Genomic DNA, 25,607 nt, shown 5'->3' with positions numbered 1-25,607 from the left:
TCTCACGGCCGCAGCGGCAGAAGGGGCGCGAGGTCGGCCCGGGTTCCGGACGCGAGAATGCGACCGGCGGCTCGGGCCTGGGCCCACGACTCGACACCGGTCGCGAGCGCGATCCAGGTGGTCGCGTCTGTCTCGACGACATTCGGCGGGGTACCGCGGGTGTGCCGCGGGCCCTCGACCACCTGCACCGCGCCGAACGGCGGCACGCGCACCTCGACGGTGTTGCCGGGGGCCTTCTCTGCCAGCAGCTGGAGCAGGTAGCGCACGGCGGTCGCCAGCGCCGTGCGCGGGGGTGTCACGTCGGCATCCGTCGCCGCGGCGACAGCGGCGAGCGCGTCACGACCGTCGGCGGTGGAGATCTTGCGGGCCATGCCTTCACGCTAGCCCGCACCGACGACGCGGCGGGCCGTCGGTAGGCTGGCCGGGTGCGCATTCTCGTCCTCGGTTCCGGTGCCCGCGAGCACGCCATCCTCCTCGCTCTGAAGGGGGAGGACGCGGGGCACGATCTGTTCGCGGCGCCGGGCAACGCGGGCATCGCCGCGGACGCCACGATCGTTGCCGACCTCGATGCGAACAGCCCGGCCGCAGTGACCGAGTACGCCAACGACCACGACATCGACCTCGTGATCATCGGCCCCGAGGCGCCGCTGGTCGCCGGAGTCGCCGACGCCCTGCGGAAGCACGGCGTTCCGGTGTTCGGCCCCGGCAGGGCAGCCGCGCAGCTGGAGGGCTCGAAGGCGTTCGCGAAGCGGATCATGGATGCCGCCCACGTGCCCACGGGCCGGGCGACGCGCGCGACGACCCGCGCAGAGGTCGAAGCCGCCCTCGACGCCTACGGCGCGCCGCACGTCGTGAAGGCCGACGGGCTGGCCGCCGGGAAGGGGGTCGTCGTCACCGACGACCGCGAGGCGGCGCTCGCGCACGCGGACGCGTACCTTCCCACCGGCCCCGTGCTGGTGGAGGAGTTCCTCTCCGGGCCGGAGGTGTCGCTCTTCTTCGTCAGCGACGGCGACACCGTGCGGGCGCTCAGCCCCGCACAGGACTTCAAACGCGCCTACGACGGCGACGCGGGTCCGAACACGGGCGGGATGGGCGCCTACTCGCCGCTGCCATGGCTGAGCGACGATTTCGGCAGCGAAGAGGCGTTCGTCGCCGAGGTGACCCGGACGGTCGCCGAACCGGTCATCCGCACGCTGGATGCCGAGGGCACCCCCTTCATCGGTCTGCTCTACGCGGGCCTCATCCTGACTGCCGACGGCATCAAGGTCATCGAGTTCAACGCCCGCTTCGGCGACCCCGAGACGCAGGTCGTGCTCGCGCGTCTGACGAGCCCGCTGTCGCGGCTGCTCATGTCCGCGGCATCCGGAACCCTCGAGGACGAGCCGGCACCGACGTTCGCCGACACGGCCGCGATCACGGTCGTGCTCGCCAGCGAGGGCTACCCCGAGGCGCCGCGGACGGGGCGTGCCATCACGGGACTGGAGGCCGCGGCATCCGTCCCGGGAGTGCACCTCGCCCACGCCGCGACGGCGGTGAGCGGCGACGAGCTGGTGGCGACGGGGGGACGCGTGCTCAATGTCGTGGCAACCGGTTCCTCGTTCGGCGCCGCGCGCGAACAGGCGTATGCCGCTCTCGAACGGATCACCCTGGAGGGCTCGCACTACCGACGCGACATCGCCGCCCGGGTGGCGCTCGACTGACGAGTCGTGTCGTCGTCGGGCCACACCGGGCGGCGATGGGCGATGCCGCGCGCGCTCAGCGCTTGACGAGGTGCGGCGGGCGCTGCATGAACAGCACGGCGACGACGCCGATCAGCAGCACGATCGCCGGCAGCAGGATCGTCTGCGCCATGGCGTTCGAGAAGCCGTCGACGACGAACGCGGGCAGCTGTCCCGTACCGAAGTCGCCGCCGGCGTTCGAGGCGCCCGGCAGGTTCGCCTCGAGACGCGACTGCATGAACGCGGCGATCGCCGCCGAGCCGAGCACCGAGCCGATCGTGCGCGTCGTGTTGTAGATGCCCGCGCCGGCGCCGGCCTGGCGCGGCTCGAGGTTGCGGGTCGCCGTGGTGGCCAGCGGCCCCCACATGCCGGAGTTTCCGACGCCCATCAGGAACGAGGGCAGCAGGAACATCCAGATCGGAGTGTCGGCGTGCATCAGCGAGGAGTACCAGAAGAGCGATCCGGCGACCAGGAGCAGCCCCGGCACCAGCAGGACGCGGGCGTCGACCCGGTCGAGCAGCCGGCCGGTCAGCGGCGAGAGCACACCCGCGGCGACGGCCATCGGCACGAGCAGGAGCGCCGATTCGGTGGGCGTGAGACCGCGCGCCAGCTGCACGAAGAACATGAGCGGCAGCGACATGCTCGTCACCGTGAAGCCGACCGTGGCGATCGTGAAGTTGGACACCGAGAAGTTGCGGTCGCGGAACAGTCCGAGCGGCACGAGCGGCTCGCTGCGGGTCTTCGCCTGCTGCCAGATGAAGAGCGCCATGACCACGACGCCGCCCGCGATCATCGTCCAGACCCAGGCGGCCCAGTCGAAGTGCTCACCCTCCTGCAGACCGAAGACGATGAGGAACAGGCCGACCGCGCTCAGGACGACCCCGACCAGATCGAAGCGGTGGGGGTGCGTCTCGAGGTTCGGGACGAGCATCCACGCGAGGACGAAGCCGATCACGCCGACGGGCAGGTTGACGAAGAAGATCCACTCCCAGCCGAGGCCGTCCACGAGCAGGCCTCCGGCGAGCGGCCCGACGAGCATGGCGACCCCGGAGGTCGCTCCCCACAGGCCCATCGCGGCACCGCGGCGCTGGGGCGGGAAGGTGCGGGTGATGACGGCCATCGTCTGCGGGGTCATGAGTGCGGCACCCAGGCCCTGGATCGCGCGGAAGACGATCAGCATCTCGAGGGATCCCGACAGGCCACAGCCCAGGGATGCGAGCGTGAAGATCGCGAGGCCGATGAGGTAGATGCGCTTCGGTCCGAATCGATCACCCAGACGGCCGGTGATCAGCAGCGGCACGGCATACGCCAGGAGGTAGGCCGACGTGACCCACACGACATTGTCGAGGTTGTTGGTGGACGGGTCGAGGGCCGCCTTGATGGCGGGGTTGGCCACCGAGACGATCGTGGTGTCGACCAGGATCATGAAGAACCCGATGACGAGCGCCCAGAGGGCGGGCCACGGGTTGCGTTCGGGGGTGGGTGCGGGCGCGGTCACATCGCGCGTGCGTTGTTCGGTCATGAGCGAGCAGCTTCTCTCTGTGCCAGATAGCGATCGGTTTTCTCGTGTGATCCCCACACGAAGTCGGGGTGGGCGAGCCGTTCCAGCAGGTCGGCGAGCCAGTCGTGGTCGGCGGCGAGCAGGGCCCGCTCGCGATCGATCTCGATGAGGTACTGCTCGATGACGGATGCCGGGCCGGTCTTGCTCTCGCGCGCATGGGCGATGCCGTCGGCGAGCTCGTCGCGCGCACGGGCGAGATGCTCCCGACGGGTCGACAGCAACGCCACGACGTCCTCGCGGGGGAGATTGTGCGCCTCGGCCAGCGCCACGCGGAACTCGACGGGCCGGTCCAGGAGCGGAAGCTCCCGGCGCACCCAGTCCTGGACGACCTCGTGGCCGGCATCGGTGAGGGTGTACGTCGTGCGCTCCGGCCGGTTGCCGTCCCGATCGACGCCGACCTCGGCGAGCAGACCGGACTTCTCCAGACGTGCGACGGTGTGGTACATCGTGCCGTTGGTCACCGACACGATGCGATCGTCGTGACGGTGCCGCATCAGCCGGATCATCTCGTAGGGGTGCATGTCGTCCTCGCGCAGCAGCGCGAGCACCATCACTCCCAACGGTGTGAGCCGGTCCACGGCGCTCTTCACGACTGTTCTCCTCCGCGGCTTGTTATTCCATCTTGATTAGTCCACATGGACTATACGCTGATTTGTCACGGCGCGCTACGGTCTGCTCATGACGGCAGAGGCGCGCGCGGTGTTCGACGACATCGCCGCCGAGTACATGGTGCTCCCGGGCGTCGACATCGGCCCGATGTTCGGCAGCGAGGGCCTGCGCATCCGAGGGAAGGTGTTCGCGTTCATGGGCTATCGGTCGGGACTGATCGCGAAGCTGTCCGAAAGCAGAGTGACCGCGCTCGAGCAGACCGGCAGGGCGGAACGGATGACCATGCGCGGCCGTGCGATGCGCGAGTGGGTCTTCGTCGGGACCGATGCCGTGGATCTCTGGCCCGACGTCGTGGCGGAGGCCTACGCCTTCGTCGACGAGATCACCCCGCGCGCAGGCGGCGGCACAGCCGCACCGTCCCCGCGATAATGGACGCGTGACCGACGCCTCCTCGCCCTCCGCCGCGCCCGCCGATCTGCCCGGCTGGACCCACGTCTACTCGGGCAAGGTCCGCGACCTCTACCGCCCCGCGTCGGACAGCCCCGCACCGGCCGAGCGCATGCTCGTCGTCGCCAGCGACCGGGTGAGCGCGTTCGATCACGTCCTGAGCCCCGGCATCCCGGGAAAGGGCGAGCTGCTCACCACCCTCAGCCTGTGGTGGTTCGACCAGCTCTCCGGCGCCGACGGCGGCCGCCGCATCCCGAACCACCTCGCCGCGACCCACGCGCTCCCCTCCGGATCGGACGACGCGGTTGATCTCGTCCCGGACGCCGTCACGGGTCGGGCGATGATCGTGCGCACCCTCGACATGCTCCCGATCGAGTGCGTCGTGCGCGGTTATCTGACCGGCTCGGGCTGGAAGGAGTACGTCGCCGCGGGGACGGTCTGCGGCATCCCGCTGCCGGCCGGCCTGCAGGACGGCGATCGCCTCCCCGAGCCGCTGTTCACCCCGGCGTACAAGGCGCCGATGGGCGAGCACGACGAGAACATCTCCTTCGCGAGAGCCGAAGAGCTGGTCGGTGCAGCACGCGCCGCGCAGCTGCGAGATCTGTCGCTCGAGATCTACCGCCGGGCGGCGGCGACCGCGAAGGCGAAGGGCCTGATCCTCGCGGACACGAAGTTCGAGTTCGGCGTGGATGCCGACGGGGTGCTCACCCTGGCCGACGAGGTGCTCACGAGCGACTCGTCGCGCTACTGGGATGCCGCCGCGTGGGCGCAGGGCACGAGCGCGGCCGAGCGGATGGCCAGCTTCGACAAGCAGATCGTCCGCGATTGGCTCGCCGCCGCCTGGGACGGCCAGGGAACGCCGCCCGAGCTGCCGGCCGAGATCGTCGAGCGCACCGCGGCGAAGTACCGCGAGCTGCTCGAGATGCTCACCGACTGACGCGACCGCGTTGTAGAGACGCCGCAGCGGCTCAGACGAAACGCACCGTGTCGCCCGGCCGCAGGCTCTCGACGATGCCGCGGGCGGGCGCCGCGATCTCGCCGACATGGGCCTGCAGACCCGTGAGCGGCAGATCCCGACGCATCAGGTGGATCTCTCCCCGATAGCGACCGAGGCTGTCGAGATCCATCTGCAGCGACCCGGCGGCACGATGGTCGGCGTTGCGCGCGGCATCCGGAGCGACGCTCCCGCGCGTCTCCTCCAGCCGGAACGACGCCGCGCTGTCTTCGACACGCAGCCGCCAGGCGGCGCCGCGAAGGAAGGCCGCCGCCGGGTCGAGGTCCGACAGGGGCACCGTCACCTCGCCGGTGCGCTCGTGGTGGGCGATCCATTCGAGATGCTCCGCGTGCACGGTGCCCTCGGCGCAGACGATCTCGACATCGGGCGCGATCGCACGCAGGTGCAGATAGTTGCGCCACGCGGTGCGATGACGATGCTCCTCGAGCGTGGGCAGACCGAGGTGAAGGGGTGCGCGCAGCGCGGTCTCCCCCGGAAGGAACGCGTACACGGGGCTCTGCCGCTCGGCGAACAACGCGTTCTGGCTGACGAAGAACTCCGTGCCGATGCCGGTCTCGGGCCGGGGATAGAAGTTGTGCCATCCGACCACGTCGATGCCGTCCAGCTCGTCGAGGAACGACGCGGTCGCCGTGCTCGCGTTCACCGCGATGCGGCATCCCGAGGCGCGGGCGATGCGGCGGATCTCCTCCGGCGCGAAGCCGAAGTCGATCCGCAGCATCTCGACACCGCCGTCGCGCAGCCGCCCTAGCCCGTCGAACCCCTCACCCAGGCGCTCGAGGGCGAGCGGCGAGATGTCGGCGCAGAACGTCACACCCCGCTCCCGGTGCGCGTCCGCCAGCTCGGCGCCGAAGCCGCGCAGGCCGTCGCTCTCCGGCTGGTGCAGCGACGTGAACAGCATCGGGGCCTCGGCGACCGCGCACGCCTGATCCAGGACGGCCGCCCGGACCTCGGGCGTATCGGTGGGATAGATCGAGAACAGCATCAGCTCAGCCGCTCGACCATGTGCTCCTTGAAGCCGAAGAAGTAGGTCAGAACGAATCCCATGACGTAGGCGATCAGAAGGCCCCCGACGTACCAGAGCCATTGCCCGTTGGTGATGACGGCCGTCATCAGCACGCCCGACAGTCCCAGCGCGCCGGCGCCGAACCCGCCCGTCGCCTGGATGCCGTAGGCCACGAACGCGCCGCCGAAACCGCCGCCGAGGCAGGCGGTGATGAGGGGGTAGAACAGGGGCAGCGAGACGCCGTAGATGAGCGGCTCACCCACGCCGAGGACGCCGATGGGCAGCGCCGCACGGATGATGCTCTTCAGGCGCGTGCTCTTGGTCTTGACGTAGATCGCGATCGCCATACCGACCTCGCCCGCCCCCGCCATCGCCAGCACGGGGAGCAGCTGGGTGAAGCCGTGGTCGGCGATCAGCTGCGCGTGGATGGGGGTGAGTCCCTGATGGATGCCGAGCATGACGAGCGGCAGGAACAGCGACGACAGCAGGTACCCGCCGATGACGCCACCGCGCTCGAGGGCGAAATCGATCAGCACCCAGTTGATGCCCTGCATCAGCAGTCCCGCGATGGGCATGATCACGAGGATGCAGACCGCGGCCCCGACGAGCACGGTGACGACGGGAACCACGAACAGGTCGAGCCACGCAGGAACGCGCGTGCGCACCCACTTCTCGATCACCGTGAACAGCCAGGCGGTCACGATCACGCCGATGATGCCACCCAGTGCCGGCTTGAGCTCGCCGAACAGGGGCAGTACCAGGGGCTGTGCGGCAATCGCCGTGCCGTCGGCCGCCTTCGAGGCCGGGATGCCGGCGAGAGCGGGCATGTACGACACGGCGCCGGCGATGAGGCCGAGCACGGGGGTGCCGCCGAACTCCTTCGCGGTGTTGTAGCCCACCAGCAGATTCAGGGCCCCCACGACGATCGAACCCAGCGCGGCGAACGCGAGGAACCAGGGGTTCAGGGCGACGCCGGGGGCGATCAGCTTCCAGACGTTCGCGATCGCGACGATGAGACCGCACGCGATGAAGCCGGGGATGATCGGGATGAAGATGTTGCCGATGTGGCGGAACAGCGAGTGCACACCGGTCTTCTGGCGCGCCTTCACCTTCTGGGTGTTCTTCGTCTGCAGTGCGCGCAGATCGGCCGCCGCGCTCAGCGGGGCCTCATCGTCGGCATCCACCGGCGCGGTGCCCTGCTGCCCGCTCTCCGCCGCGAACGCGTCGCGCAGGCGCTGGGCGTGACCGGGGCCCACGACGACCTGCAGCTGGTCGCCGTCGACCACGCCCATCACGCCGTCGAGCTTCTTGATCGCGTCGACGTCGACGCGGGAGGGATCGATGATCTCGAGCCGCAGGCGGGTCATGCAGTTGGTGAACGACGAGATGTTCTCGCCGCCGCCGACGAGCGGGAGGATGTCGCGGCTGAGTTTCGGGTAATCCACGGTGATTCCTTTCGTGATGTCCGGGGCGACTAGCGCTGGTCGGTGGGGGCGGGGCCGGCGGGGGCCGCGTCGTCGATGGCGGCGCGGACGAAGCCGTGCGCGTCCGCGAGTCGTTCGCGGGCGGCCGCGGCGCCGATTCCGCAGAGGATCGCCACGATGGCGGTCTTCGCGTGGCCGTCGGCGTCGGCCAGTGCGCTCTCGGCGCGTGAGCGGTCGCATCCGGTGGCGGCCTGCACGATGCGGACTGCGCGGTCGACGAGCTTCTCGTTGGTCGGGCGGACATCGACCATGAGATTGCCGTAGACCTTGCCGAGGCGCACCATCGTCGCCGTGGAGATCATGTTCAGCACCAGCTTCTGACTCGTGCCCGCCTTCAGCCGAGTGGAACCGGTGAGCACTTCGGGACCGTTGTCGATCTCGATCGCGACGTCGGCATGCTCGCTGATCTCGGCATTCGGGTTGGCGGCAAGGGCCACCGTCGCCGCGCCGATCGCGCGCGCGTGGTCGAGGCCGCCGATGACGTAGGGCGTGCGGCCGGAGGCGGCGATTCCCACGACGACGTCGGCAGCGCTCAGTTCGATGGCCTGCAGGTCGGCGACGGCGAACTCGACGGAGTCTTCGGCGTTCTCCACGGCCTCGAACATGGCGGCGCGCCCACCCGCGAGCACCCCCCGCACCTGTCCCGGATCGGTGCCGAAGGTGGGCGGGCACTCCGCGGCATCCAGCACCCCGAGCCGTCCGCTCGTGCCGGCGCCCAGGTAGATGAGCCGGCCGCCGGCGCCGAGGGCGGCGACGGCGAGATCGACCGCACGGGCGATCTGTCCGATCGCGGCGGCGACGGCCACGGGCACGCGGCGGTCCTCGTCGTTCATCGCGGTGAGCAGCTCGGTGACGCTCATGGCGTCGAGCGCCCGGGTGCGCGGGTTCTGCTGTTCCGTGGTGACGGCGGACACGGGAGCGGTCATGCGGCCTCCTCGTCGATGGCGGTCCCGCGCGGTTTCGTGGGCGTGAATGACTATTTCACAAAGCCGATCAAATGTGAAGCATGATTTCATGAAGCGTGGGAGACTGACGCAGACCCGGGAGGCGACATGGACGGCGACGTCATCGAGACGATCCGCACGGCCGTGCCGCGTCTGCGTCCAGCGGAGTCCCGGGTCGCCACGATCGTGCTGCACGATCCGGATGCCGTCGTCAACGCGACCGTGGCCGAACTCGCCGACCACGCCGGCGTCTCCCAGGCCTCGGTCGTGCGCTTCTCCAAAGCGCTCGGCTTCGCCGGGTTTCCGGCACTGCGCATGCAGCTGGCGCAGGAGCTGTCGCGCAACGCCGCCGACCTCGAGCGTTCGGACATCGCCGAAGGGCAGCTGAACCCGTCGGACTCGCTGTCCGACATGGTCTCCAAAGTCGCCTTCCACGAGGCGCGCACGATCGAACAGACGGCGCGGCTGATCGACCTCGCGGCGCTGGAGGAGGTCGCCGGGCGCATCGCCGCGGGTGCGCGCGTGATCGCCGTCGGCGTGGGCGCGTCGGGTCTGGCCGCCGGCGACCTGTCGCAGAAGCTGCAGCGCATCGGCGTGAACTGCCTGAACGCGCCCGACACGCATCTGCAGCTCGTGCACGCTGCGCTCGCCGGCACCGACGCCGTCGTCATCGCCTTCTCGTTCAGTGGGGGCACCCGCGACGTGCTGCACGCGGTCGAGGTCGCCGCCCGCACGGGAGCCCTGACCGTCGCCGTGACCGGCGACCCCGACTCGGCGCTCGCCGGCGCCTGCGACCTCGTGCTGCGCACGCCCGCCCGGGAGGCGACGCTACGCGCGGCGGCGCTGGCCAGCCGCATGGCGCAGCTCGCCGTGGTCGACTTCCTCTTCCTGCGGGTCGGGCAGCTGCGTTTCGACGATCTCGGATCGGTGCTGGACGCCACTCGACAGGCCGTGACACCTCAGCATCTGCCGCGGGGCGAGCGCAACTGAGACGGGAGCGCTCTTTCACGGCGCGCGTGCGCGGCTCACAGCCCGCTCCCAGGTAGCCTGACCTGGGCATCCGCCGCCCGCCCCATCCCCCGCCGTTTCGCCGACCGCACCGCCGAAGAAGGAGCACGACCATGCCCATCTGGACTCAGCACGGAGACGGCCGCACCGTCGAGCCCGGCGCCGTCGTCAAGCCGCACGAACGCCTCGGCTGGCCGGCGACCATCGCGATCGGTGCCCAGCACGTGGTCGCCATGTTCGGTGCGACATTCCTCGTGCCGCTGCTCACCGGGTTCCCGGTCTCGACCACGCTGCTGTTCTCCGGCATCGGCACCCTGCTGTTCCTGGTCCTCACCGGCAACCGCCTGCCCAGCTACCTCGGCAGCTCGTTCGCGTTCATCGCGCCGATCCTCGCCCTCGGCCCGGGCGGCGGCAAGGCGCTGGAGACCGGCGAGCAGATCAGTCAGGCCCTTCTCGGCGTGTTCGTCGCCGGCGTGCTGCTGGCCGGCATCGGGCTGCTCGTGCAGGCCACCGGCACCGGCTGGATCGAGAAGCTCATGCCCCCGGTCGTCTCCGGCGCGATCGTGGCCCTGATCGGCCTGAACCTCGCGCCCGTGGCCTGGACGAACTTCCAGCAGGACGCGCTGCTCGGCGGCATCACGCTGGCCGCCTGCATCCTGTTCGCCGTGTTCTTCCGCGGCTTCCTGGGGCGCATCTCGATCTTCCTCGGCGTCGTCGTCGGCTACGTCGTGGCCGCGCTGATGGGTCGCGTGAAATGGGACGGCGTCGCGGATGCCGCGTGGGTCGGCCTCCCCCAGTTCCACCTGCCCGCGTTCGGCGACGCGCACGCCTGGGCGATGCTGCCGATGTTCCTGCCCGTGATCCTCGTGCTGATCGCCGAGAACGTGGGCCACGTGCGCGGTGTCGCCACCATGACCGCCGACCCCTCGATCAACAAACGCACCGGTCGCGCGCTGATCGCCGACGGCCTGGCGACCACCATCGCGGGCTTGGGCGGAGGCTCGGGAACGACCACCTACGGCGAGAACATCGGCGTCATGGCCGCAACCCGTGTGTACTCGACGGCGGCCTACTGGGTCGCCGGCACCGTGGCGATCCTGCTGGCCTTCTCCCCGAAGATCGGCGCAGTGATCTTCGCGATGCCCGCGGGCGTGCTCGGCGGCGTGACGACCGCGCTCTACGGCCTCATCGGCGTCATCGGCATCAAGATCTGGGTCGACAACCAGGTGGACTTCTCCCGCCCGGTCAACCAGTACACGGTCGCCGTGGCCTTCGTCATCGCGATCGCGGGCTTCACGATGAACCTCGGAACGCTCAGCTTCGGCGCCATCGTCCTGGGCACCGTGGCCGCTCTCGTCATCTACCACCTCGGCAACGCCATCGCCCGGGCGCGCAAGACCGGCGCGGATGACGGCGGGCCGATCGTGCCCATCGGCCCGCTCGGCGGCGACCCCGAGAACGTCGGCTGACGCTCGGCGCCGGATCGACGGACGCGGGGCGGCGCCGAGCGACGCGGCGCCCCGCGGATGCCGGGGTCAGGCGGAGTCGCGGACGATGAGCTCCGTCGGCAGGATCGTCACACGGTCGGGCGTGCCGCCGGAGAGGATCGACAGCAGCATGTCAGCCATGCGCTCCCCCTGCTCGTGGGAGGGCTGGCGGATCGTCGTGAGCTGCGGGCTGACGGTGCGCGCGACGGGCGAGTCGTCGAAGCCCACGATCGCGACGTCCTCGGGAACGCGGATGCCCGCGCGCCCGAGCGCCGCGAGCGCACCGCGAGCCATCAGATCGCTCGCGACGAAGAGCGCGTCGAACTCCACTCCCGCATCGAGGATCCGCTGCATCGCGGCCGAGCCGCCGTCGGCCGTGAAGTTGCCGTCCTCCTCGGCGACCGGCTCGAGCCCGGCGGCGGAGAGCGCATCGCGAAAGCCCACGAGACGGTCGATGCCGGCCGGCATCGTGACAGGGCCGGCGATCGTCGCGATGCGGCGGAAGCCTCGACCGATCAGATACTCGGTCGCCTCGCGTCCGCCGGCGACGTTGTCGACGTCGACGTAGTAGTCGCGTTCGCGCTCCCGCACGGGACGGCCGCCGTAGACGACCGGCACGACGTGCGCGATGCGGTCGATGAACGTGTCGCTCGTGTGGTGCGAGACGACGATCGCACCGTCGACGGCGCCGCTGCGCACGTATGCCGAGGTCTTGTCACCCGGATCGTCGCTCGCGATGATCAGGTTGAGCACGTACTCCGACCGGCTGAGCCGCGTGTTGATTCCCGACACGACCGAGGCGAAGAACGGGTCGCCGAAGAACCGGGTGGTGTCCTCGGGCACGACGAGTGCGATCGCCATCGTGGCGCGGCTCGCGAGCGAGCGCGCGGCACGGTTGGGCACGTAGTTCAGGTCCGCGATGGCGCGCCGCACCGCTTCCAGAGCCGCCGGGCTCACGGCCGTGGAGCCGTTGACGACGCGGGAGACGGTCGACCGCGACACTCCCGCGGCGGCCGCGACCTCTTCGATCGTCGGGGCGACGCGCGGGGTGTCGATGGTCACGGGCTACCTCTGAAGAGTCGAGATCGGTGCGCCGGGATGCGGGACGGCCCCGGAGACCGGAACCGCCGCGTCGTCGAGTGCGCGGGCGGCGATGACCCGACGATACTCCAGCGCGCTGTCTTTCGCGGTGCGCACCTGGGTGTCGTAATCGACGTGGACGATCCCGAAGCGCTTGGCGTATCCCCACGCCCACTCGAAGTTGTCCAGGAGCGACCAGTAGAAGTAGCCCCGCACATCCACGCCCGCATCGGCGGCGTCGAGGATCGCGTCCAGATGGGCGAGCAGGAACTGCGTGCGCTCGAGGTCGTGCACGCGGGCGACGCCGTCCTCGACGACGAGCTCGTCGTCGTAGGAAGCGCCGTTCTCGGTGACGTACAGGGCGGTGCCGGCCGGCTGGGCGTACTCGGCCCAGACGCGCTGCAGCAGACGCGTCAGCCCCTCGGGCTGCACCTCCCAGTGCATGTTGGTGCGCGGCAGACCGCGATCGTGCCAGTAGATGCCCTCGTGCGACGGGAAGGGGGATGCCGCGGGCCGGTCGGTCGGCGCATCGCCCGGCAGCGGTGGCTGCGGGTCGGGTGCGCCACCCACGAACTCGCCGTGGTAGTAGTTCACCCCGAGCGCGTCCAGCGGCTGCGAGATGGTGTTCAGGTCGCCCGGCTGATTCGCCGCCTCGAGCGCGTCGATGGCCTCGGGCGCGACGGCGCGGATGTCCTCGATCACATCGGCGGGGTACGCGCCGCGGAAGATCGGGGCGAGGAACCACCGGTTGAACTGCCCGTCGATGCGGCGGGCAGCATCGGCATCCGCGGCATCCGCGGGGTCGACGGCGTCGGCCACCGTGAGGTTCAGCGTGATGCCGAGGCGCAGATCGGCGTCGCGCTCACGCAGCTCGCGCACGACCGCCCCATGGCCGAGCATGAGGTGGTGGGCGGCGAGCACGCCATCGGTCACGCTGTAGCGGCCCGGCGCGTGGATGCCCGCGGTGTAGCTCAGGAAGGACGAGCACCAGGGCTCGTTGAGCGTCGTCCAGTTCTGCACCCGGTCGCCCAGCGCGTCGTGAACGCTCAGCGCGTACTCGAGGAACTGCTCGCTCGTGGAACGGACGGTCCAGCCGCCCTTCTCCTCGATCGCCTGCGGCATGTCCCAGTGATACAGCGTGAGCCACGGCAGGATGTCGTTGGCCCGCAGCTCGTCGACCAGGCGCTCGTAGAAGTCGAGCCCCTTGCGGTTGACCGGCCCCCCGTCGGGACGCACCCGCGACCACGAGACCGAGAAGCGATACGTGTCGAGCCCGAGGTCCTTCATGAGGGACACGTCGTCGCGGAAGCGGTGGTAGTGATCGCACGCGACATCACCGTTGTCGGCGGCGATCACGGCGCCGGGCACGCGGCTGAACGCGTCCCAGATGGATGCCGTGCGACCGTCCTCGAAAGCGGCGCCTTCGATCTGGTACGCGGCGGTGGCCGCGCCGAAGAGGAAGCCCTCCGGGAAGGAGCGGGAGAACTCTGTCATGAGTCGACCTTTCTGAAGCGGCCGGGCGCTCAGCCCTTGACCGCGCCTTGCATGATGCCACTGACCAGCTGCTTGCCGGCGAAGACGAACAGGATCAGCAGCGGAATCGTGGCCAGAAGCACGCCCGCGAGCACGATCGAGTAGTCGATGAAGTAGTTGGACTGCAGCAGCGACAGCGCCACGGGCAGCGTCGGGTTCTGCCGGTCGAGAACGATGAACGGCCAGAAGAAGTTGTTCCACGCCGACACGAAGGTGAACAGCGCAAGCATGGCAGCGGCGGGCCGCGCGGCCGGCAGGCCGACGGTGAGGAAGGTGCGGAACGAGCTCGCCCCGTCTACGCGGGCCGCCTCGATCAGCTCGTCGGGCACCGCCTGGCGCAGGTACTGCGTCATCCAGAACACGCCGAACGCGCTCACGAGGGCGGGCACGATGATCGCGCCGAGCTGACCGGTCCAGCCCATGTCGCTGAACAGGATGTACAGCGGCACGACGCCGAGCTGGGTGGGGACGGCCATCGTCGCGATGACGAAGACGAGCAGCCAGCTCGATCCCTTGAACTTCAGCTTGGCGAACGCCCAGCCTGCGAGCGTGGAGAAAAACACGACCGAGATGGCGATCAGGCCGGAGCTGATGATCGAGTTCCACAGGGCCATCCAGAAGTTCACGGCCGGATCGTTCATGACCTTCGCGGCGTTGGCGAAGAAGTTGCCGCCCGGGATCCACGACATGTTGGGGTCGCGGATCGTGTACGAGTCGCCGGAGCCGATCAGCAGCGACCAGTAGAAGGGGAAGAGGCTGCCGACGAGCACGGCGGCGAGGCAGGCGTAGACGATCCAGCCCGGGCGGGTGCCTTTGACGTGGCGCGGACGACGCTTCTTCTCGCCCCGGCCCGGGGTCGGCAGCGCGTCGTCGACGACGGGGACGGCCTGTTCGTTGAGGACGCTCATCGCGTCACCTCCGCTGATTCGTTCGTGCGACGGGGTTCGGATGCCGCCGCGCGATCGGCGGCGACCGCGGCACGGGCTGCGCGTCGGGCGGCGCGCATCTGTGCCCGGGTGAGGGTGTTGCGGCTTCCTTCGTCGCGCACCAGGTTGCGGGTGATGAAGAGGTTGATGACGCCGATCACCAGGATGATGATGAAGAGGATCCAGGCCAGCGCGGCGGCGCGGCCCAGGTTCCACTGGCCCCAGCCGAGGTCGTAGAGCCAGAGCGAGATCGTCAGCCACTGGTTGTTCGCGCCGCCGGTGCCGGTCTGGTCGTACATGCGCGGCTCGTCGAAGATCTGCAGGCCACCGATCGTGGACGTGATGATGACGAAGATCAGGGTGGGGCGCAGGCTCGGCAGGGTGATCGCGAAGAACTGGCGCACCTTTCCGGCGCCGTCCACCGTCGCGGCCTCGTAGTAGTCGCGCGGGATGGCCTGCATCGCCGCCAGCAGGATGAGGGTGTTGTAGCCGGTCCACCGGAAGTTCACCATCGTGGCGATCGCGATGTGGCTGGCGAAGGTGTCGGAATGCCACATGACGGGAGGCAGCCCGATGCTGCTCAGCCAGGTGTTGATGATGCCGTACTGGTCACCGAACATGTTCGAGAAGATCAGGGCCACGGCGACCGGGGCCATGACGTACGGGACGAGCACGCCCATGCGCCAGAAGGTCTTGGCGCGGATGTTCTGATCCAGCAACGCCGCGATGAACACGGCGGCGATGAGCTGCGGCACCGACGACAGCAGGAAGATGCTGAAGGTGTTGCGCAGCGCCGCCCAGAACTTCGGGTCGGAGATCACGGTGGCGTACTGGTCGAACCCGACGAACGTGCCGGAGTTTCGCACCAGGTCCCAGTCCATGAAGGAGATCACCGCGGTGTACCCGATCGGGAAGAGCCCGACGACGAGGAACAGGATGAAGAACGGGGAGATGTACAGGTACGGCGAGAGCTTGAGGTCCCACGAGCTCAGCCGGCTGCCGAAGCCGATCCGTTTCGGCTGACGCGCGGCGATGGCGGCGGTGCCGCGCACGCGCGTGGAGGTTCTGGTGGTGTCCACTCTTCAGTCCTTCGATCTCGTGGTTGAGGCAGGGAGCGGGCCCGGGAGGGTCCCCCGGGCCCGCTGTCACATGTCTGCCGTCGTCCTTACTTGATGGCGGCGACTTCCGTCTGCCACTGCGCCCACGAGGCGGCCTTGTCCTGCGTTCCCTCTTCGACGCGGGTCAGAGCCTTCTGCATCGCGTCGTTGATCTGGAAGTAGAACTGGCCCTTGAAGGGCGAGACGGTGACCGCGTTGGCGCGGTCGGTGAGGATCTGGCCCACCGGAGCGTTGTTGAAGAACTCGTTCTTCGAGCTCAGCAGCGTGTCGGACTTCATCGCGTCGACCTGGCTCGGGAACGTGCCGGCCGCCTCGAACGCCTTGAGCTGCGTGTCGGGGCTGGTCAGCCAGTCGGCGAGCTGCTGGGCAGCCGCGACGTTCTTGCCGTTGGCGGGGACGGTCAGGTACGAACCGCCCCAGTTACCGCCGCCGCCGGGGAAGACGTTGGCGATGTCCCAGCCCTTGACGTCCTTGGCGTTGCCGGAGATGACACCGAGCATCCAGCCCGGGCAGAGCATCGTCGCGAACGAGCCGTTGGACAGGCCGGCCATCCAGTCGTCGGACCACTGGCTGAGGTGGGCGGACTGCGTCTTGGCGGCGTCGAGCACCTGGTTGTAGATCGTCTCGACCTGCGGGTCGATCGTGATCTTGCCGTCCGAGGGGTTCTCGTACGCGGCCTCGACCTGGTTGATCATGCCCTGGTAGGTGCCGCCGGCGGAGTCGAAGAACGCCTTTCCGGTCGCGGCGGTGTACTTGGCACCGGTGTCGAAGTAGGTCTTCCAGTCGCCGGTGAGCAGCTTCGCGACCGACTCGCGGTCGGTCGGCAGTCCCGCCGCGGCGAACAGGTCGGAGCGGTAGCAGACGCCCTCGGGGCCGATGTCGGTGCCATAGCCGATGAGGTTGCCCTTGGGGTCGGTGGCGGCTTTGGTCTTCCAGTCCAGCCAGCGGCTCTTCAGGTCGGCGGGAACGGGCGCGAGCAGGTCGGAGTACTTCATGACCTCGGGCAGCCAGTCGACCTCGATGGCCTCGATGTCGGCGAGGCCGGTCTTGCCGAGCTTCTGGAAGTAGTTGGCGCGCGCGTCGTTGCTCGTGGCCGCCTTGTTGTGCACGATCGTGACGTTCGGGTGCTCCTTCGTGTACTCGGCGAACAGGGCGTCCGAGTATCCGAAGTCGTTGAAGGTCGCAACGGTCAGGGTGACCTTCTCGTTGGGGTCGGCCGTGGCTGCTCCGCCGCCGCCACCGGCGCAGCCGGCGAGGACGAGGGCGGAGGTGGTCGCGACGCCGGCCACGAGGCCGATGCGCCGCAGTGCGCGTGTGTTCACGTGTCACTCCTTTGTGGATGTGTTTCAGGTGCGTGGGTTGCGTTCCCGTCTCCCCGCGTTGCCGCGTCGCTATCGGAATGGGAGCGCTCTCACCGGACACCGACGACGTTATGGGATCGCTCCCAGGAATGCAAGGGAGCGCTCCCATGAGCCGATCACAGTTGCGTAACGGCGGCCGTGGCAATTCGCCGGCGTCCGCGTCGCCCGGCGTCGCGCTGGCAACGGATGCCGAGGGCGGGATGCCCGTAGACTGTGGGCGACCCCTTCCCTCCCGTGGCGCGCCGACTCCGGCATCCGTCGGCGGGACGACCCCGCGGCCGTCAGGCGGCCCTCAGGAGGACCGAATGCCCACCATCGTCGTCGATGTCATGCCCAAGGCCGAACTGCTGGACCCGCAGGGCAAGGCCGTCGCCGGCGCCCTCGGCCGCCTCGGCGTGGAGGGCTTCTCGGCCGTCCGCATCGGCAAGCGCTTCGAGCTCACCGTCGACGTCGCCGACGAGAAGACCCTCGAGACGGTGCGCACCCTGGCCGACGAGGTGCTCTCCAACGCGGTGATCGAGGACGTCGTGGGCATCGAGGTCGTCGAATGACCGCACGCATCGGCGTCATCACCTTTCCGGGCTCGCTCGACGACGGCGACGCCCAGCGGGCGATCCGCCTCGCGGGCGCCGAGCCCGTCGCCCTCTGGCACGGGTCGCACGACCTCGAGGGCGTCGACGCGCTCGTCCTGCCGGGTGGCTTCAGCTACGGCGACTACCTGCGCGCCGGTGCGATCGCCGCGCTCGCCCCGATCATGACCGAGGTGAAGGACGCGGCCGCCAAGGGCATGCCCGTGCTGGGCATCTGCAACGGCTTCCAGATGCTCGTGGAGGCTCATCTGCTGCCGGGCGGTCTGATCCGCAACGCCCACCAGCAGTTCATCCGGCGCGACCAGCGCCTGCGCGTGGAGAACGCGTCGACCGCGTGGACCTCGGCGTTCGAGACCGGCCAGGAGATCACGATCCCCCTCAAGAACGCGGACGGCGGCTACATCTGCTCGGCCGAGACGCTGAAGCGGATCGAGGGCGACGGACTCGTCGCGTTCCGCTACCTCGGCGTGAACCCCAACGGCTCGCTGGACGACATCGCGGGTCTCACGAACGAGCACGGCAACGTCGTCGGCCTCATGCCCCACCCCGAGCACGCGGTGGAGCCGGGCTTCGGCCCGAACACCCCCGACGCGATGCGCTCGGGCGTGGACGGCCTGGGCTTCTTCACCTCGGCGATCGCCGCCGTGGTGGGCGCCGCCGCCTGAGTCAGACGGTTCCGATCGGCGGCCAGAGTCCGATGACGAGCGCCATCAGCAGCACCGATGTCAGCTCGAATCCGATCGTGAGCACCGTCAGCTGCGACGGGCGCCCTTCGAACGCGTCGTGGGTGATGACCCGCGCCGCGGTGAAACCGGCCCAGAGCGTGACCGCTGTCACGAGCGCCGAGGCGAGGTAGCCGCCGCCGTAGAAGTGCCACGCGATCGCGACCGAGCCCGCCAGCACCCACGCCGTGAGGAACGTCACGACCGCCGACACGATCAGCGGAATCGCGGGCGAGCCGCGACGTGCGCTCATGTCGATGCGGGCCAGGCGTGCCCACCGGTCGACGAAGAGCGCCGGCGAGTACCAGACGGCGCCCAGCGCCATGCTGAGAACCGTGCCGATGAGCACGGCCCAATAGTTGATCTCGGGAATCATGACGCCTCCTGGTGGGTGAGCCGGTGCCGTGCCGCGAGGCTACCGCCTCGCTCGGCGCGGCGTACAGGGCAATGGCGACGGTGGGTGGACCGCGGGCGCGGCGTCAGTCGCGGGTATCCCGGTCGCGGCCGTGCCACAGGTCGGCGCACTCCACGCGCTCGGCGCCGTGCGCGCGCAGGTAGGCGCCGGCACCCCTGTCACCGGCCAGCTCGCCGGCGACCCGCGGCCAGTGCGCCCGGCCGATCAGCACCGGATGACCCGGGCGGCCACGGTACGCGGCCTGCCGGAGCGCGTCGCCGTCGGCACGCCGCATCACCCGACGGCACGCGGATGCCGGCAGCTCCGGCACGTCCACGGGAACCACGAGCGCGGCGACGGCGCTCGAACCGGCGGCAGCCTCGAGCCCGGCACGGACGGATGCCGACAGCTCGCGGCACCCGTCCGCGACGCGCACCACGACCGTTCCCGTCGGGACGAGCGGTTCCGCCTCGTCGGCGCCGGTGCCCAGCACGACGACGACCGGGACGCACCCGGCGGCGCGCAGCGTGCCGACGGCGAGCACCAGCCACGACTCTCCCGCGGCGGTGCGGGCCAGCGCCTTCGGGCCACCGAAGCGGGTGCCGGCGCCCGCCGCGAGGACGACCCCGCAGACCGTCATGAACGCCCGGCGGGCGCCCGGCCGACAGCGCTGATCGGCGCGCAGACCGCGGGGCTCGCCGGCACGGTCACCGCCTGCCCCCCGCCGCGAGCGGCGGCGTGGACGGGTCCGGCCAGACCCGACAACCGTGCACCCGACCCGCCCCGACGATCGGCGATGATCTCGGCGAGGATCGACAGCGCGGTCTCCTCCGCCGACACGCCACCCAGATCGAGCCCGATCGGCGAGCGCAGGCGAGCGAGAGCGGCGGTGCCCACGCCGGCCTCGCGGAGGCGGCGGAGGCGATCGTCGTGGGTGCGGCGGCTGCCCATGGCTCCCACGTAATCGGCGGGCGAGCCGAGCGCGACCCGGAGTGCCGGGACGTCCAGTCGCGGATCGTGACTCAGGACGCAGATCGCCGTGCCCGCCTCGAGCCTCTCGGCGGCGAGATAGCGGTCGGGCCAGTCGACCACGACCTCCGCGCCGGGAAAGCGGTCGGCGGTGGCGAAGAGATCTCGGGGATCGACCACGCTCACGCGGTGTCCCATCGCCGTGCCGAGCCGCGCGAGGGCGACGGCGAACTCCACGGCGCCGACCACGATGAGTCGCGGGCGCGCGCCGACCTCGACGACGATCGCGGCGGCATCCGCTTCGAACGCGGGCGCGGACCCGTCCCGCACCGTCCCCTGTCCGCGCAGCGCCCCCGACGTGACGAGCCGGAAGCGGGTGGGGATGCCCGCGGCATCCCGCTCGGCCAGCAGTGCGAGCTGGGCCGCCGCGGCGCTGCCGGGCGACACGGGGCGCACGAGCACGTCGACCGCTCCCCCGCAGGTCAATCCCGCGGCAAAGCCCTCGCCGTCGCTGTAGCCGAAGCTGTCGATGGACACCGCGCCGGTGACGATCGCGTCGAGACAGCGCTCGTACACGGCCCCCTCGACGCAGCCGCCGGACACGTTCCCGAACACCCCGGCATCCGAGACGATCATGCTCGCCCCGACGGGCCGCGGCGCGCTGCCGGAAACCGCGACCACCGTCGCGATCGCGAACACGCGCCCCTCGCGCACCCACTGGGCTGCCGGGGACAGGATCTCGCGCATGGTCGTCACCGTAATCGCCGCTCGTTGCGGGCCTGTTGCGTGCGCGTGAAACACGGGCGAAACGGCACTCTGTTTCACTCGAACCCGATCCGGCCCGCGCACCCGACGCCGCGGACGGGACGTGACCCAGATCGGAGCGACACATGGACATCACCACCGTGCGCTCGTTCCGGACGGCGCGCACCCGTGACGACCTCCGGCTCGCCGAGGGCGAGACGATCATGGCGGGCGGCACCTGGCTGATGAGCGAGCCGCAGCCCGCAACGACCGGGTTCGTCGACCTCACCGGCATGGGCTGGGCCGACCTCGACGCCGATGCCGAGGGTCTGCGCATCGCCGCGACGTGCACCATCGCACGCCTCGTCGCGTTCGCGCAGAAGGCCCCGGCACCGTGGACGGCCGCCTCGATCATCCCGGATGCCGCGAACGCCCTCCTCGCCTCGTTCAAGATCTGGAACACCGCCACCGTCGGCGGCAACGTCTGCCGCGCTTTCGCGGCGGGCGCGATGGTGTCGCTGTGTGCCGGGCTCGACGGCGTCGCCGAGATCTGGAGCGACGACGGCGACCGCGAGCTGCCCGTCGCCGAGCTCGTGACGGGCAATGGAACGACGTCTCTCGCGCGGGGCGAGGTGCTGCGCGCGATCCGCCTGCCCGCCCACGCGCTGCGCTCGCGCGCCGCGCTGCGCAAGATCGCCCTGGCCGAGCACGGCCGCTCGGGAGCCGTCGTCACGGGCCGGGTCGACCCCGACGGCGCCAGTGTCTTCGGTGTGACGGCGGCGACCTGGCGTCCCACGGTGCTGCGCTTCACCGCGCTGCCGAATGCCGCGACCCTCGCCGCCGCCATCGAGGAATCCCCGGGGTACTACACCGACCCGCTCGGGTCGGCCGACTGGCGTCGCGGTGTCGCCGCCGCGCTCGCGGAGGACATCCGAAGGGAGCTCGCATGAAGTGGGTCGTCGACGGCGCCGAGGTGGATGCCGAGCCGCGTCCGGGCCAGTGCCTGCGCACCCTCCTGCGCGAGACGGGCCACACCGAGGTCAAGAAGGGTTGCGACGCGGGCGACTGCGGCGCCTGCACCGTGCTGCTGGACGGCGAGCCCGTGCACTCCTGCCTCATTCCCGCCGGTCGTGTCGAGGGTCGACACGTCACCACGGCGGCCGGACTCGCACCGGGCGATGAGCTGCATCCGCTGCAGGAGGCGTTGGCGAACGGCTTCGGCTTCCAGTGCGGGTTCTGCACGCCGGGGATGAGCGTGACGGCGTCGACGCTCTGCGAGAGCGACCTCGACGACCTCGACCGTCGCATGAAGGGCAACCTCTGCCGCTGCACGGGGTATCGCCCGATCCGCGAGGCGATCATGACCGCGGTGCGCGAGACGGGGCGGTCGGCACAGCGAGGCGGGGCGGATGCCGCGGCATCCGAACCGGGCGTCGTCGGCCGCTCTGTCGTGCCTGCCGCCGGCCCGCGGCTGACGCAGGGGCGCGAGAGCTTCACCTTCGATCTCGAGCCGGGTCACCCGGCGGCCGACGCCCTCGTGCTGCGGCTGCTCACGAGCCCTCACGCGCACGCGCGCATCACGGCGATCGACACCGCGGCCGCCCTCGCCGTGCCCGGCGTCGTCGCGATCTTCACGCACGCCGACGTCCCCGACGTGCGCTATTCCACCGGGCGGCATGAGCACCGCACCGACGATCCCGACGACACCCGCATGCTCGACGACGTGGTCCGCCACATCGGACAGCGGGTCGCCGCGGTGGTCGCCGAGACCGCCGAGGCCGCGGACGAGGCGTGCCGGCTCGTCCGCGTGGACTACGAGCCCCTCCCCGCCGTCTTCGACCCGGACGAGGCGCGCCGCCCCGGCGCTCCGCTGCTGCACCCCGACCGCACGCCGGCCGACCGCGTCGACGAAGCGGAGCGCAACGTCATCGCGAGCGTGCACGCCGGGCCCGACGCCGCCGAGCTCGAGGCCGCCCTGGCCGCGAGCGCCGTGACGGTGACCGGGACGTGGCAGACCGCGAGGGTCACGCACGCGCAGCTGGAGACCCACGGGTCGATCGGCTGGCTCGACGACGATGGCCGCCTGGTGCTGCGCTCCTCGACGCAGGTGCCGTTTCTGGCGCGCGACGAGATCGCGCACATCTTCGGCCTGGACCGCGACCGCGTGCGCGTGCACACGGCCCGCCTCGGGGGCGGATTCGGTGGCAAGCAGGAGATGTTCACCGAGGACCTCGTCGCGCTCGCGGTGCTGCGCACCCGCCGCCCGGTGGCGTTCGAGTTCAGCCGCGCCGACGAGTTCCAGCGGGCCGCCGTCCGGCATCCGATGCGGGTGAGCGTCACGCTCGGCGCGGATGCCGAGGGGCGCCTGACCGCGATGGCGATCGACCTGCTGAGCGACACGGGTGCGTACGGCAACCATTCGCGCGGCGTGATGTTCCACTCCCTCGCCGAGTCGACGACGATCTACCGGGTTCCGCTCAAACGGCTCGACGCGGAGGTCGTGTACACGAACAACGTGCCGTCGGGCGCGTTCCGCGGATACGGGCTCGGCCAGGTGGTGCTCGGCGTGGAGTCGGCGATGGACCAGCTGTCGGAGCGTCTGGGCATCGACCCGTTCGAGCTGCGCCGGCGCAACGCCGTCACCCCGCAGGACGACCCGGGCCACGACGACCTCGTGTGGGGCAGCTACGGGTTCGATCAGTGCCTCGACCTCGCCGAGTCCGCGCTGCGTCGCGGCAACGGCGTCCAGGCCCCTGAGGGATGGCTCGTCGGCGAAGGGGTCGCGGCGGCGATGATCGCCACGATGGCGCCCTTCGGCCACGTCGCGCACACGAGCGTGACCCTCCGCGCCGACGGCACGTACCTGCTGCGAGCCGGCACTGCCGAGTTCGGCAACGGCACCACGACGGTGCTCCGCCAGATCGCGGTCACCGACCTCTGTGCCGACCCCGACGGCATCGAGCTCTGGCACGCCGACACCGACGCCGTCGCCCACGACACGGGCGCGTTCGCATCGGCCGGCATCACCGTCGCGGGCAAGGCGCTGCACGCCGCCTGCCTCGCGCTCGCCGCGCGAATGCGTGCCCGTGCGGCCGAGCTGACCGGCACGGATGCCGCGGCGGCCCGACTCATGCCTGACGGCGTATACACGCCGGTTCGCGTCGTGCGACTCGGCGAGCTGACGGCGGAGGGCGAGCTCACCGCCGACGGCAGCGAGCTGGGTGAGCACCGTTCGCTGGCGTTCAACGTCCACGCGGTCCGCGTCGCCGTCGACCCGCGCACCGGCGTCGTCCGCATTCTGCAGTCGATCCAGTCGGCGGATGCCGGATTCGTGATGAATCCCGCGCAGTGCCGCGGACAGATCGAGGGCGGGGTGGCGCAGGGCATCGGCAGCGCCCTGTACGAAGAGGTCATGGTCGAGGACGGCAAGGTCACCACCCCCGTCTTCCGGCTGTACCGGGTGCCCCAGTTCGGCGATGTCCCCGACACCGAGGTGTACTTCGCCGACACCGCCGACGACCTCGGACCCTTCGGCGCGAAGTCGATGAGCGAGTCGCCGTACAACCCCGTGGCGCCGGCGATCGGCAATGCCATCGCCCGCGCACTCGGCGCTCGACCCTACGAGCAGCCGTTTCGCCGCGACCGTGTCTGGCGCCTCGCGTCACACCACCGAAACACGAACGGGCAAACGCCGGAAATGTGAGACACCTATCGTCTCCAGAATCACCGCAGCCCGTTCTGCATCCACAGCACAAGACACAGCACCCGGGAGACCCGATGCACTCACGCTCCAGCCGTCGCCGCCGCGGCGGAATCATTCTGGCGGTCGCCACCGCCGCAGCCCTCGCCCTCTCGGCCTGTTCCTCGTCCGGAGGGGCGGCGAGCCCCTCGGCATCCGGTGAGGCCGCCAGCTACGGCGACATCAGCGTGCAGTACTCGTGGATCAAGAACGAGGAGTTCGCGGGCGAGTTCTACGCCTACGACAACGGCTACTACGACCAGGCGGGCTTCTCCAAGGTGACGGGTGTCGCCGGCCCCGACACGGGTGTCGCCAAGCTCCTTTCCGGCTCGGTGCAGGTGGCGTTGACCGATGCCGCGTCCGTCGGCGCCGCCGTGTCGGAGCAGAGCGCCCCGCTGAAGATCATCGCGACGACCTTCCAGAAGAACCCCTTCACGATCCTGTCGCTGAAGGACAAGGGCAACATCGCGACGCCGAAGGACCTCATCGGCAAGAAGATCGGCGTGCAGGACTCCAACGCCTCGGTGTTCAAGGCGCTCCTCGCCGCGAACGGCATCTCGGAGAGCCAGCTGACGATCGTGCCCGTCGACTTCGATCCGACCCCTCTCATGAACGGCGACGTCGACGGCTTCATGGCCTACCTCACCAACGAGGCGATCACGGTCTCGATGGCCGGCTATCAGACCACCAACCTCGCGTATGCCGAGAACGGTCTGCCCTACGTCGCCGAGTCGTACGCCGTCACCGACCAGTACCTCGCCGAGCACAAGGACCTGCTGAAGGCCTTCCTCATCGCCGAGATCAAGGGCTGGACCGACACCTTCACCAAGCCCGTCGACGACACCGTGACGGTCGTCACGAAGCACTACAACGACTCGGCCGCGGCCGGCGACCTCACCTTCGGCGAACTGAACCCCGCCAAGGTCAAGGCCGGCATCGAGGCGCAGGCGAAGCTCATCTCGACCGATGAGACCCAGGCCAACGGCCTGTTCACGATCTCGGACGACCTGAAGAGCCAGACCCTCGCGTCGCTGAAGGCCTCGGGCTGGGAGCTGACGGCCGACCAGCTGTTCGACACGTCGATCATCGACGAGATCTATGCCGAGCACCCCGAGCTCAAGAAGTACCTGCCCTAACGAGATGTCCGTGTCATCC

General features: G+C 70.1%; 24 protein-coding genes. 10 read left to right on the top strand and 14 right to left on the bottom strand.

The features are described from left to right. Positions 1-2: 2 nt before the first annotated feature. Positions 3-371 (bottom strand): sterol carrier family protein, encoded by a 369-nt coding sequence (locus ACT53O_RS12235; protein ID WP_476152695.1) that lies wholly within the window; start codon positions 369-371, stop codon positions 3-5. Positions 372-425: 54 nt separating this feature from the next. On the opposite strand from ACT53O_RS12235, the gene purD reads away from it, so the two are divergent. Continuing rightward, entirely contained in the window at positions 426-1,700 is a 1,275-nt protein-coding gene (purD, locus tag ACT53O_RS12230; protein ID WP_476152693.1) for a phosphoribosylamine--glycine ligase, read from the top strand. Between the two features lie 55 nt (positions 1,701-1,755). Here the strand turns inward: purD and ACT53O_RS12225 are convergent, their stop codons facing one another. Beyond that, positions 1,756-3,240, bottom strand: coding sequence for a DHA2 family efflux MFS transporter permease subunit (locus ACT53O_RS12225; protein ID WP_135948755.1), 1,485 nt, complete (start codon positions 3,238-3,240; stop codon positions 1,756-1,758). Beyond that, positions 3,237-3,869: a PadR family transcriptional regulator gene (locus tag ACT53O_RS12220; RefSeq protein ID WP_036321304.1), complete on the bottom strand. Its 633-nt coding sequence runs from the start codon at positions 3,867-3,869 to the stop codon at positions 3,237-3,239. Before ACT53O_RS12220 ends, ACT53O_RS12225 begins: the two co-directional genes overlap by 4 nt. Before the next feature lie 88 nt (positions 3,870-3,957). On the opposite strand from ACT53O_RS12220, the gene ACT53O_RS12215 reads away from it, so the two are divergent. Continuing rightward, complete coding sequence (locus ACT53O_RS12215; protein WP_476152690.1) at positions 3,958-4,317, top strand: hypothetical protein; 360 nt, start codon at positions 3,958-3,960, stop codon at positions 4,315-4,317. A 7-nt stretch (positions 4,318-4,324) separates the two neighbouring features. Beyond that, entirely contained in the window at positions 4,325-5,272 is a 948-nt protein-coding gene (locus ACT53O_RS12210) for a phosphoribosylaminoimidazolesuccinocarboxamide synthase (protein WP_135948752.1), read from the top strand. 31 nt (positions 5,273-5,303) lie between these two features. On the opposite strand, the gene ACT53O_RS12205 is transcribed toward ACT53O_RS12210, so the two are convergent. Genes ACT53O_RS12205 through murQ form a run of 3 tightly spaced genes read right to left on the bottom strand, consistent with a single transcriptional unit; the run spans position 5,304 to position 8,763 of the window. Next, a complete protein-coding gene (locus ACT53O_RS12205) occupies positions 5,304-6,332 on the bottom strand; it encodes a MupG family TIM beta-alpha barrel fold protein (protein ID WP_294943875.1) in 1,029 nt (342 codons plus the stop codon). Continuing rightward, a complete protein-coding gene (locus ACT53O_RS12200) occupies positions 6,332-7,798 on the bottom strand; it encodes a PTS transporter subunit EIIC (protein ID WP_112932060.1) in 1,467 nt (488 codons plus the stop codon). Before ACT53O_RS12200 ends, ACT53O_RS12205 begins: the two co-directional genes overlap by 1 nt. A 29-nt stretch (positions 7,799-7,827) precedes the next feature. After that, on the bottom strand, positions 7,828-8,763 hold the full coding sequence (murQ, locus tag ACT53O_RS12195; protein WP_294943871.1) for an N-acetylmuramic acid 6-phosphate etherase: 936 nt from the start codon (positions 8,761-8,763) through the stop codon (positions 7,828-7,830). A gap of 126 nt (positions 8,764-8,889) precedes the next feature. Here murQ and ACT53O_RS12190 point away from each other — a divergent pair, with 126 nt between their 5' ends. Both ACT53O_RS12190 and ACT53O_RS12185 read left to right on the top strand, forming a co-directional pair. Next, a complete protein-coding gene (locus tag ACT53O_RS12190; RefSeq protein WP_112932062.1) occupies positions 8,890-9,771 on the top strand; it encodes a MurR/RpiR family transcriptional regulator in 882 nt (293 codons plus the stop codon). Between the two features lie 131 nt (positions 9,772-9,902). Further along, complete coding sequence (locus ACT53O_RS12185; protein ID WP_294943868.1) at positions 9,903-11,258, top strand: uracil-xanthine permease family protein; 1,356 nt, start codon at positions 9,903-9,905, stop codon at positions 11,256-11,258. A 66-nt stretch (positions 11,259-11,324) separates the two neighbouring features. Here ACT53O_RS12185 and ACT53O_RS12180 read toward each other — a convergent pair whose 3' ends face one another. The 5 genes from ACT53O_RS12180 to ACT53O_RS12160 all read right to left on the bottom strand — a co-directional run bounded on the left by ACT53O_RS12180 (position 11,325) and on the right by ACT53O_RS12160 (position 17,255). After that, the gene (locus ACT53O_RS12180; protein ID WP_476152685.1) at positions 11,325-12,338 is read right to left on the bottom strand and encodes a LacI family DNA-binding transcriptional regulator; all 1,014 of its coding nucleotides are present in this window, start codon (positions 12,336-12,338) and stop codon (positions 11,325-11,327) included. 3 nt (positions 12,339-12,341) lie between these two features. After that, on the bottom strand, positions 12,342-13,850 hold the full coding sequence (locus tag ACT53O_RS12175) for a GH1 family beta-glucosidase (RefSeq protein ID WP_476152683.1): 1,509 nt from the start codon (positions 13,848-13,850) through the stop codon (positions 12,342-12,344). Positions 13,851-13,879: 29 nt separating this feature from the next. Continuing rightward, positions 13,880-14,797, bottom strand: a complete 918-nt coding sequence (locus ACT53O_RS12170; protein ID WP_294943862.1) for a carbohydrate ABC transporter permease — start codon at positions 14,795-14,797, stop codon at positions 13,880-13,882. Further along, positions 14,794-15,894: a carbohydrate ABC transporter permease gene (locus tag ACT53O_RS12165; protein ID WP_036321142.1), complete on the bottom strand. Its 1,101-nt coding sequence runs from the start codon at positions 15,892-15,894 to the stop codon at positions 14,794-14,796. The genes ACT53O_RS12170 and ACT53O_RS12165 overlap by 4 nt, the downstream gene beginning before the upstream one ends. A gap of 86 nt (positions 15,895-15,980) precedes the next feature. Continuing rightward, positions 15,981-17,255, bottom strand: coding sequence for an ABC transporter substrate-binding protein (locus ACT53O_RS12160; protein ID WP_036321140.1), 1,275 nt, complete (start codon positions 17,253-17,255; stop codon positions 15,981-15,983). Positions 17,256-17,599: 344 nt separating this feature from the next. Here ACT53O_RS12160 and purS point away from each other — a divergent pair, with 344 nt between their 5' ends. Further along, positions 17,600-17,845 (top strand): phosphoribosylformylglycinamidine synthase subunit PurS, encoded by a 246-nt coding sequence (purS, locus tag ACT53O_RS12155; protein ID WP_036289123.1) that lies wholly within the window; start codon positions 17,600-17,602, stop codon positions 17,843-17,845. Further along, entirely contained in the window at positions 17,842-18,549 is a 708-nt protein-coding gene (gene purQ / locus ACT53O_RS12150; protein WP_036321138.1) for a phosphoribosylformylglycinamidine synthase subunit PurQ, read from the top strand. Before purS ends, purQ begins: the two co-directional genes overlap by 4 nt. 1 nt (position 18,550) lies before the next feature. Here purQ and ACT53O_RS12145 read toward each other — a convergent pair whose 3' ends face one another. The 3 genes from ACT53O_RS12145 to ACT53O_RS12135 form a co-directional block, all read right to left on the bottom strand. After that, entirely contained in the window at positions 18,551-18,982 is a 432-nt protein-coding gene (locus ACT53O_RS12145) for a DUF1761 domain-containing protein (protein ID WP_294980969.1), read from the bottom strand. A 103-nt stretch (positions 18,983-19,085) separates the two neighbouring features. Further along, positions 19,086-19,640, bottom strand: a complete 555-nt coding sequence (locus ACT53O_RS12140; protein ID WP_476152679.1) for a nucleotidyltransferase family protein — start codon at positions 19,638-19,640, stop codon at positions 19,086-19,088. Then, complete coding sequence (locus tag ACT53O_RS12135) at positions 19,637-20,716, bottom strand: XdhC family protein (RefSeq protein ID WP_476152677.1); 1,080 nt, start codon at positions 20,714-20,716, stop codon at positions 19,637-19,639. The genes ACT53O_RS12140 and ACT53O_RS12135 overlap by 4 nt, the downstream gene beginning before the upstream one ends. A 143-nt stretch (positions 20,717-20,859) precedes the next feature. Between ACT53O_RS12135 and ACT53O_RS12130 the strand changes: the two genes are divergently transcribed. From ACT53O_RS12130 to ACT53O_RS12120, 3 genes are all read left to right on the top strand, one after another. Next, positions 20,860-21,663, top strand: coding sequence for an FAD binding domain-containing protein (locus tag ACT53O_RS12130; RefSeq protein ID WP_476152675.1), 804 nt, complete (start codon positions 20,860-20,862; stop codon positions 21,661-21,663). After that, positions 21,660-24,416 (top strand): molybdopterin-dependent oxidoreductase, encoded by a 2,757-nt coding sequence (locus ACT53O_RS12125; protein ID WP_476152673.1) that lies wholly within the window; start codon positions 21,660-21,662, stop codon positions 24,414-24,416. The genes ACT53O_RS12130 and ACT53O_RS12125 overlap by 4 nt, the downstream gene beginning before the upstream one ends. Positions 24,417-24,490: 74 nt before the next feature. Next, positions 24,491-25,588, top strand: coding sequence for an ABC transporter substrate-binding protein (locus ACT53O_RS12120; RefSeq protein ID WP_135948739.1), 1,098 nt, complete (start codon positions 24,491-24,493; stop codon positions 25,586-25,588). The last annotated feature ends 19 nt before the right edge of the window (positions 25,589-25,607 follow it).

It is taken from the genome of Microbacterium sp. DMC48, from assembly GCF_056313825.1.
The sequence above is the reverse complement of the archived record's forward strand: the minus strand, read 5'-3'. Positions and strand labels throughout refer to the sequence as shown.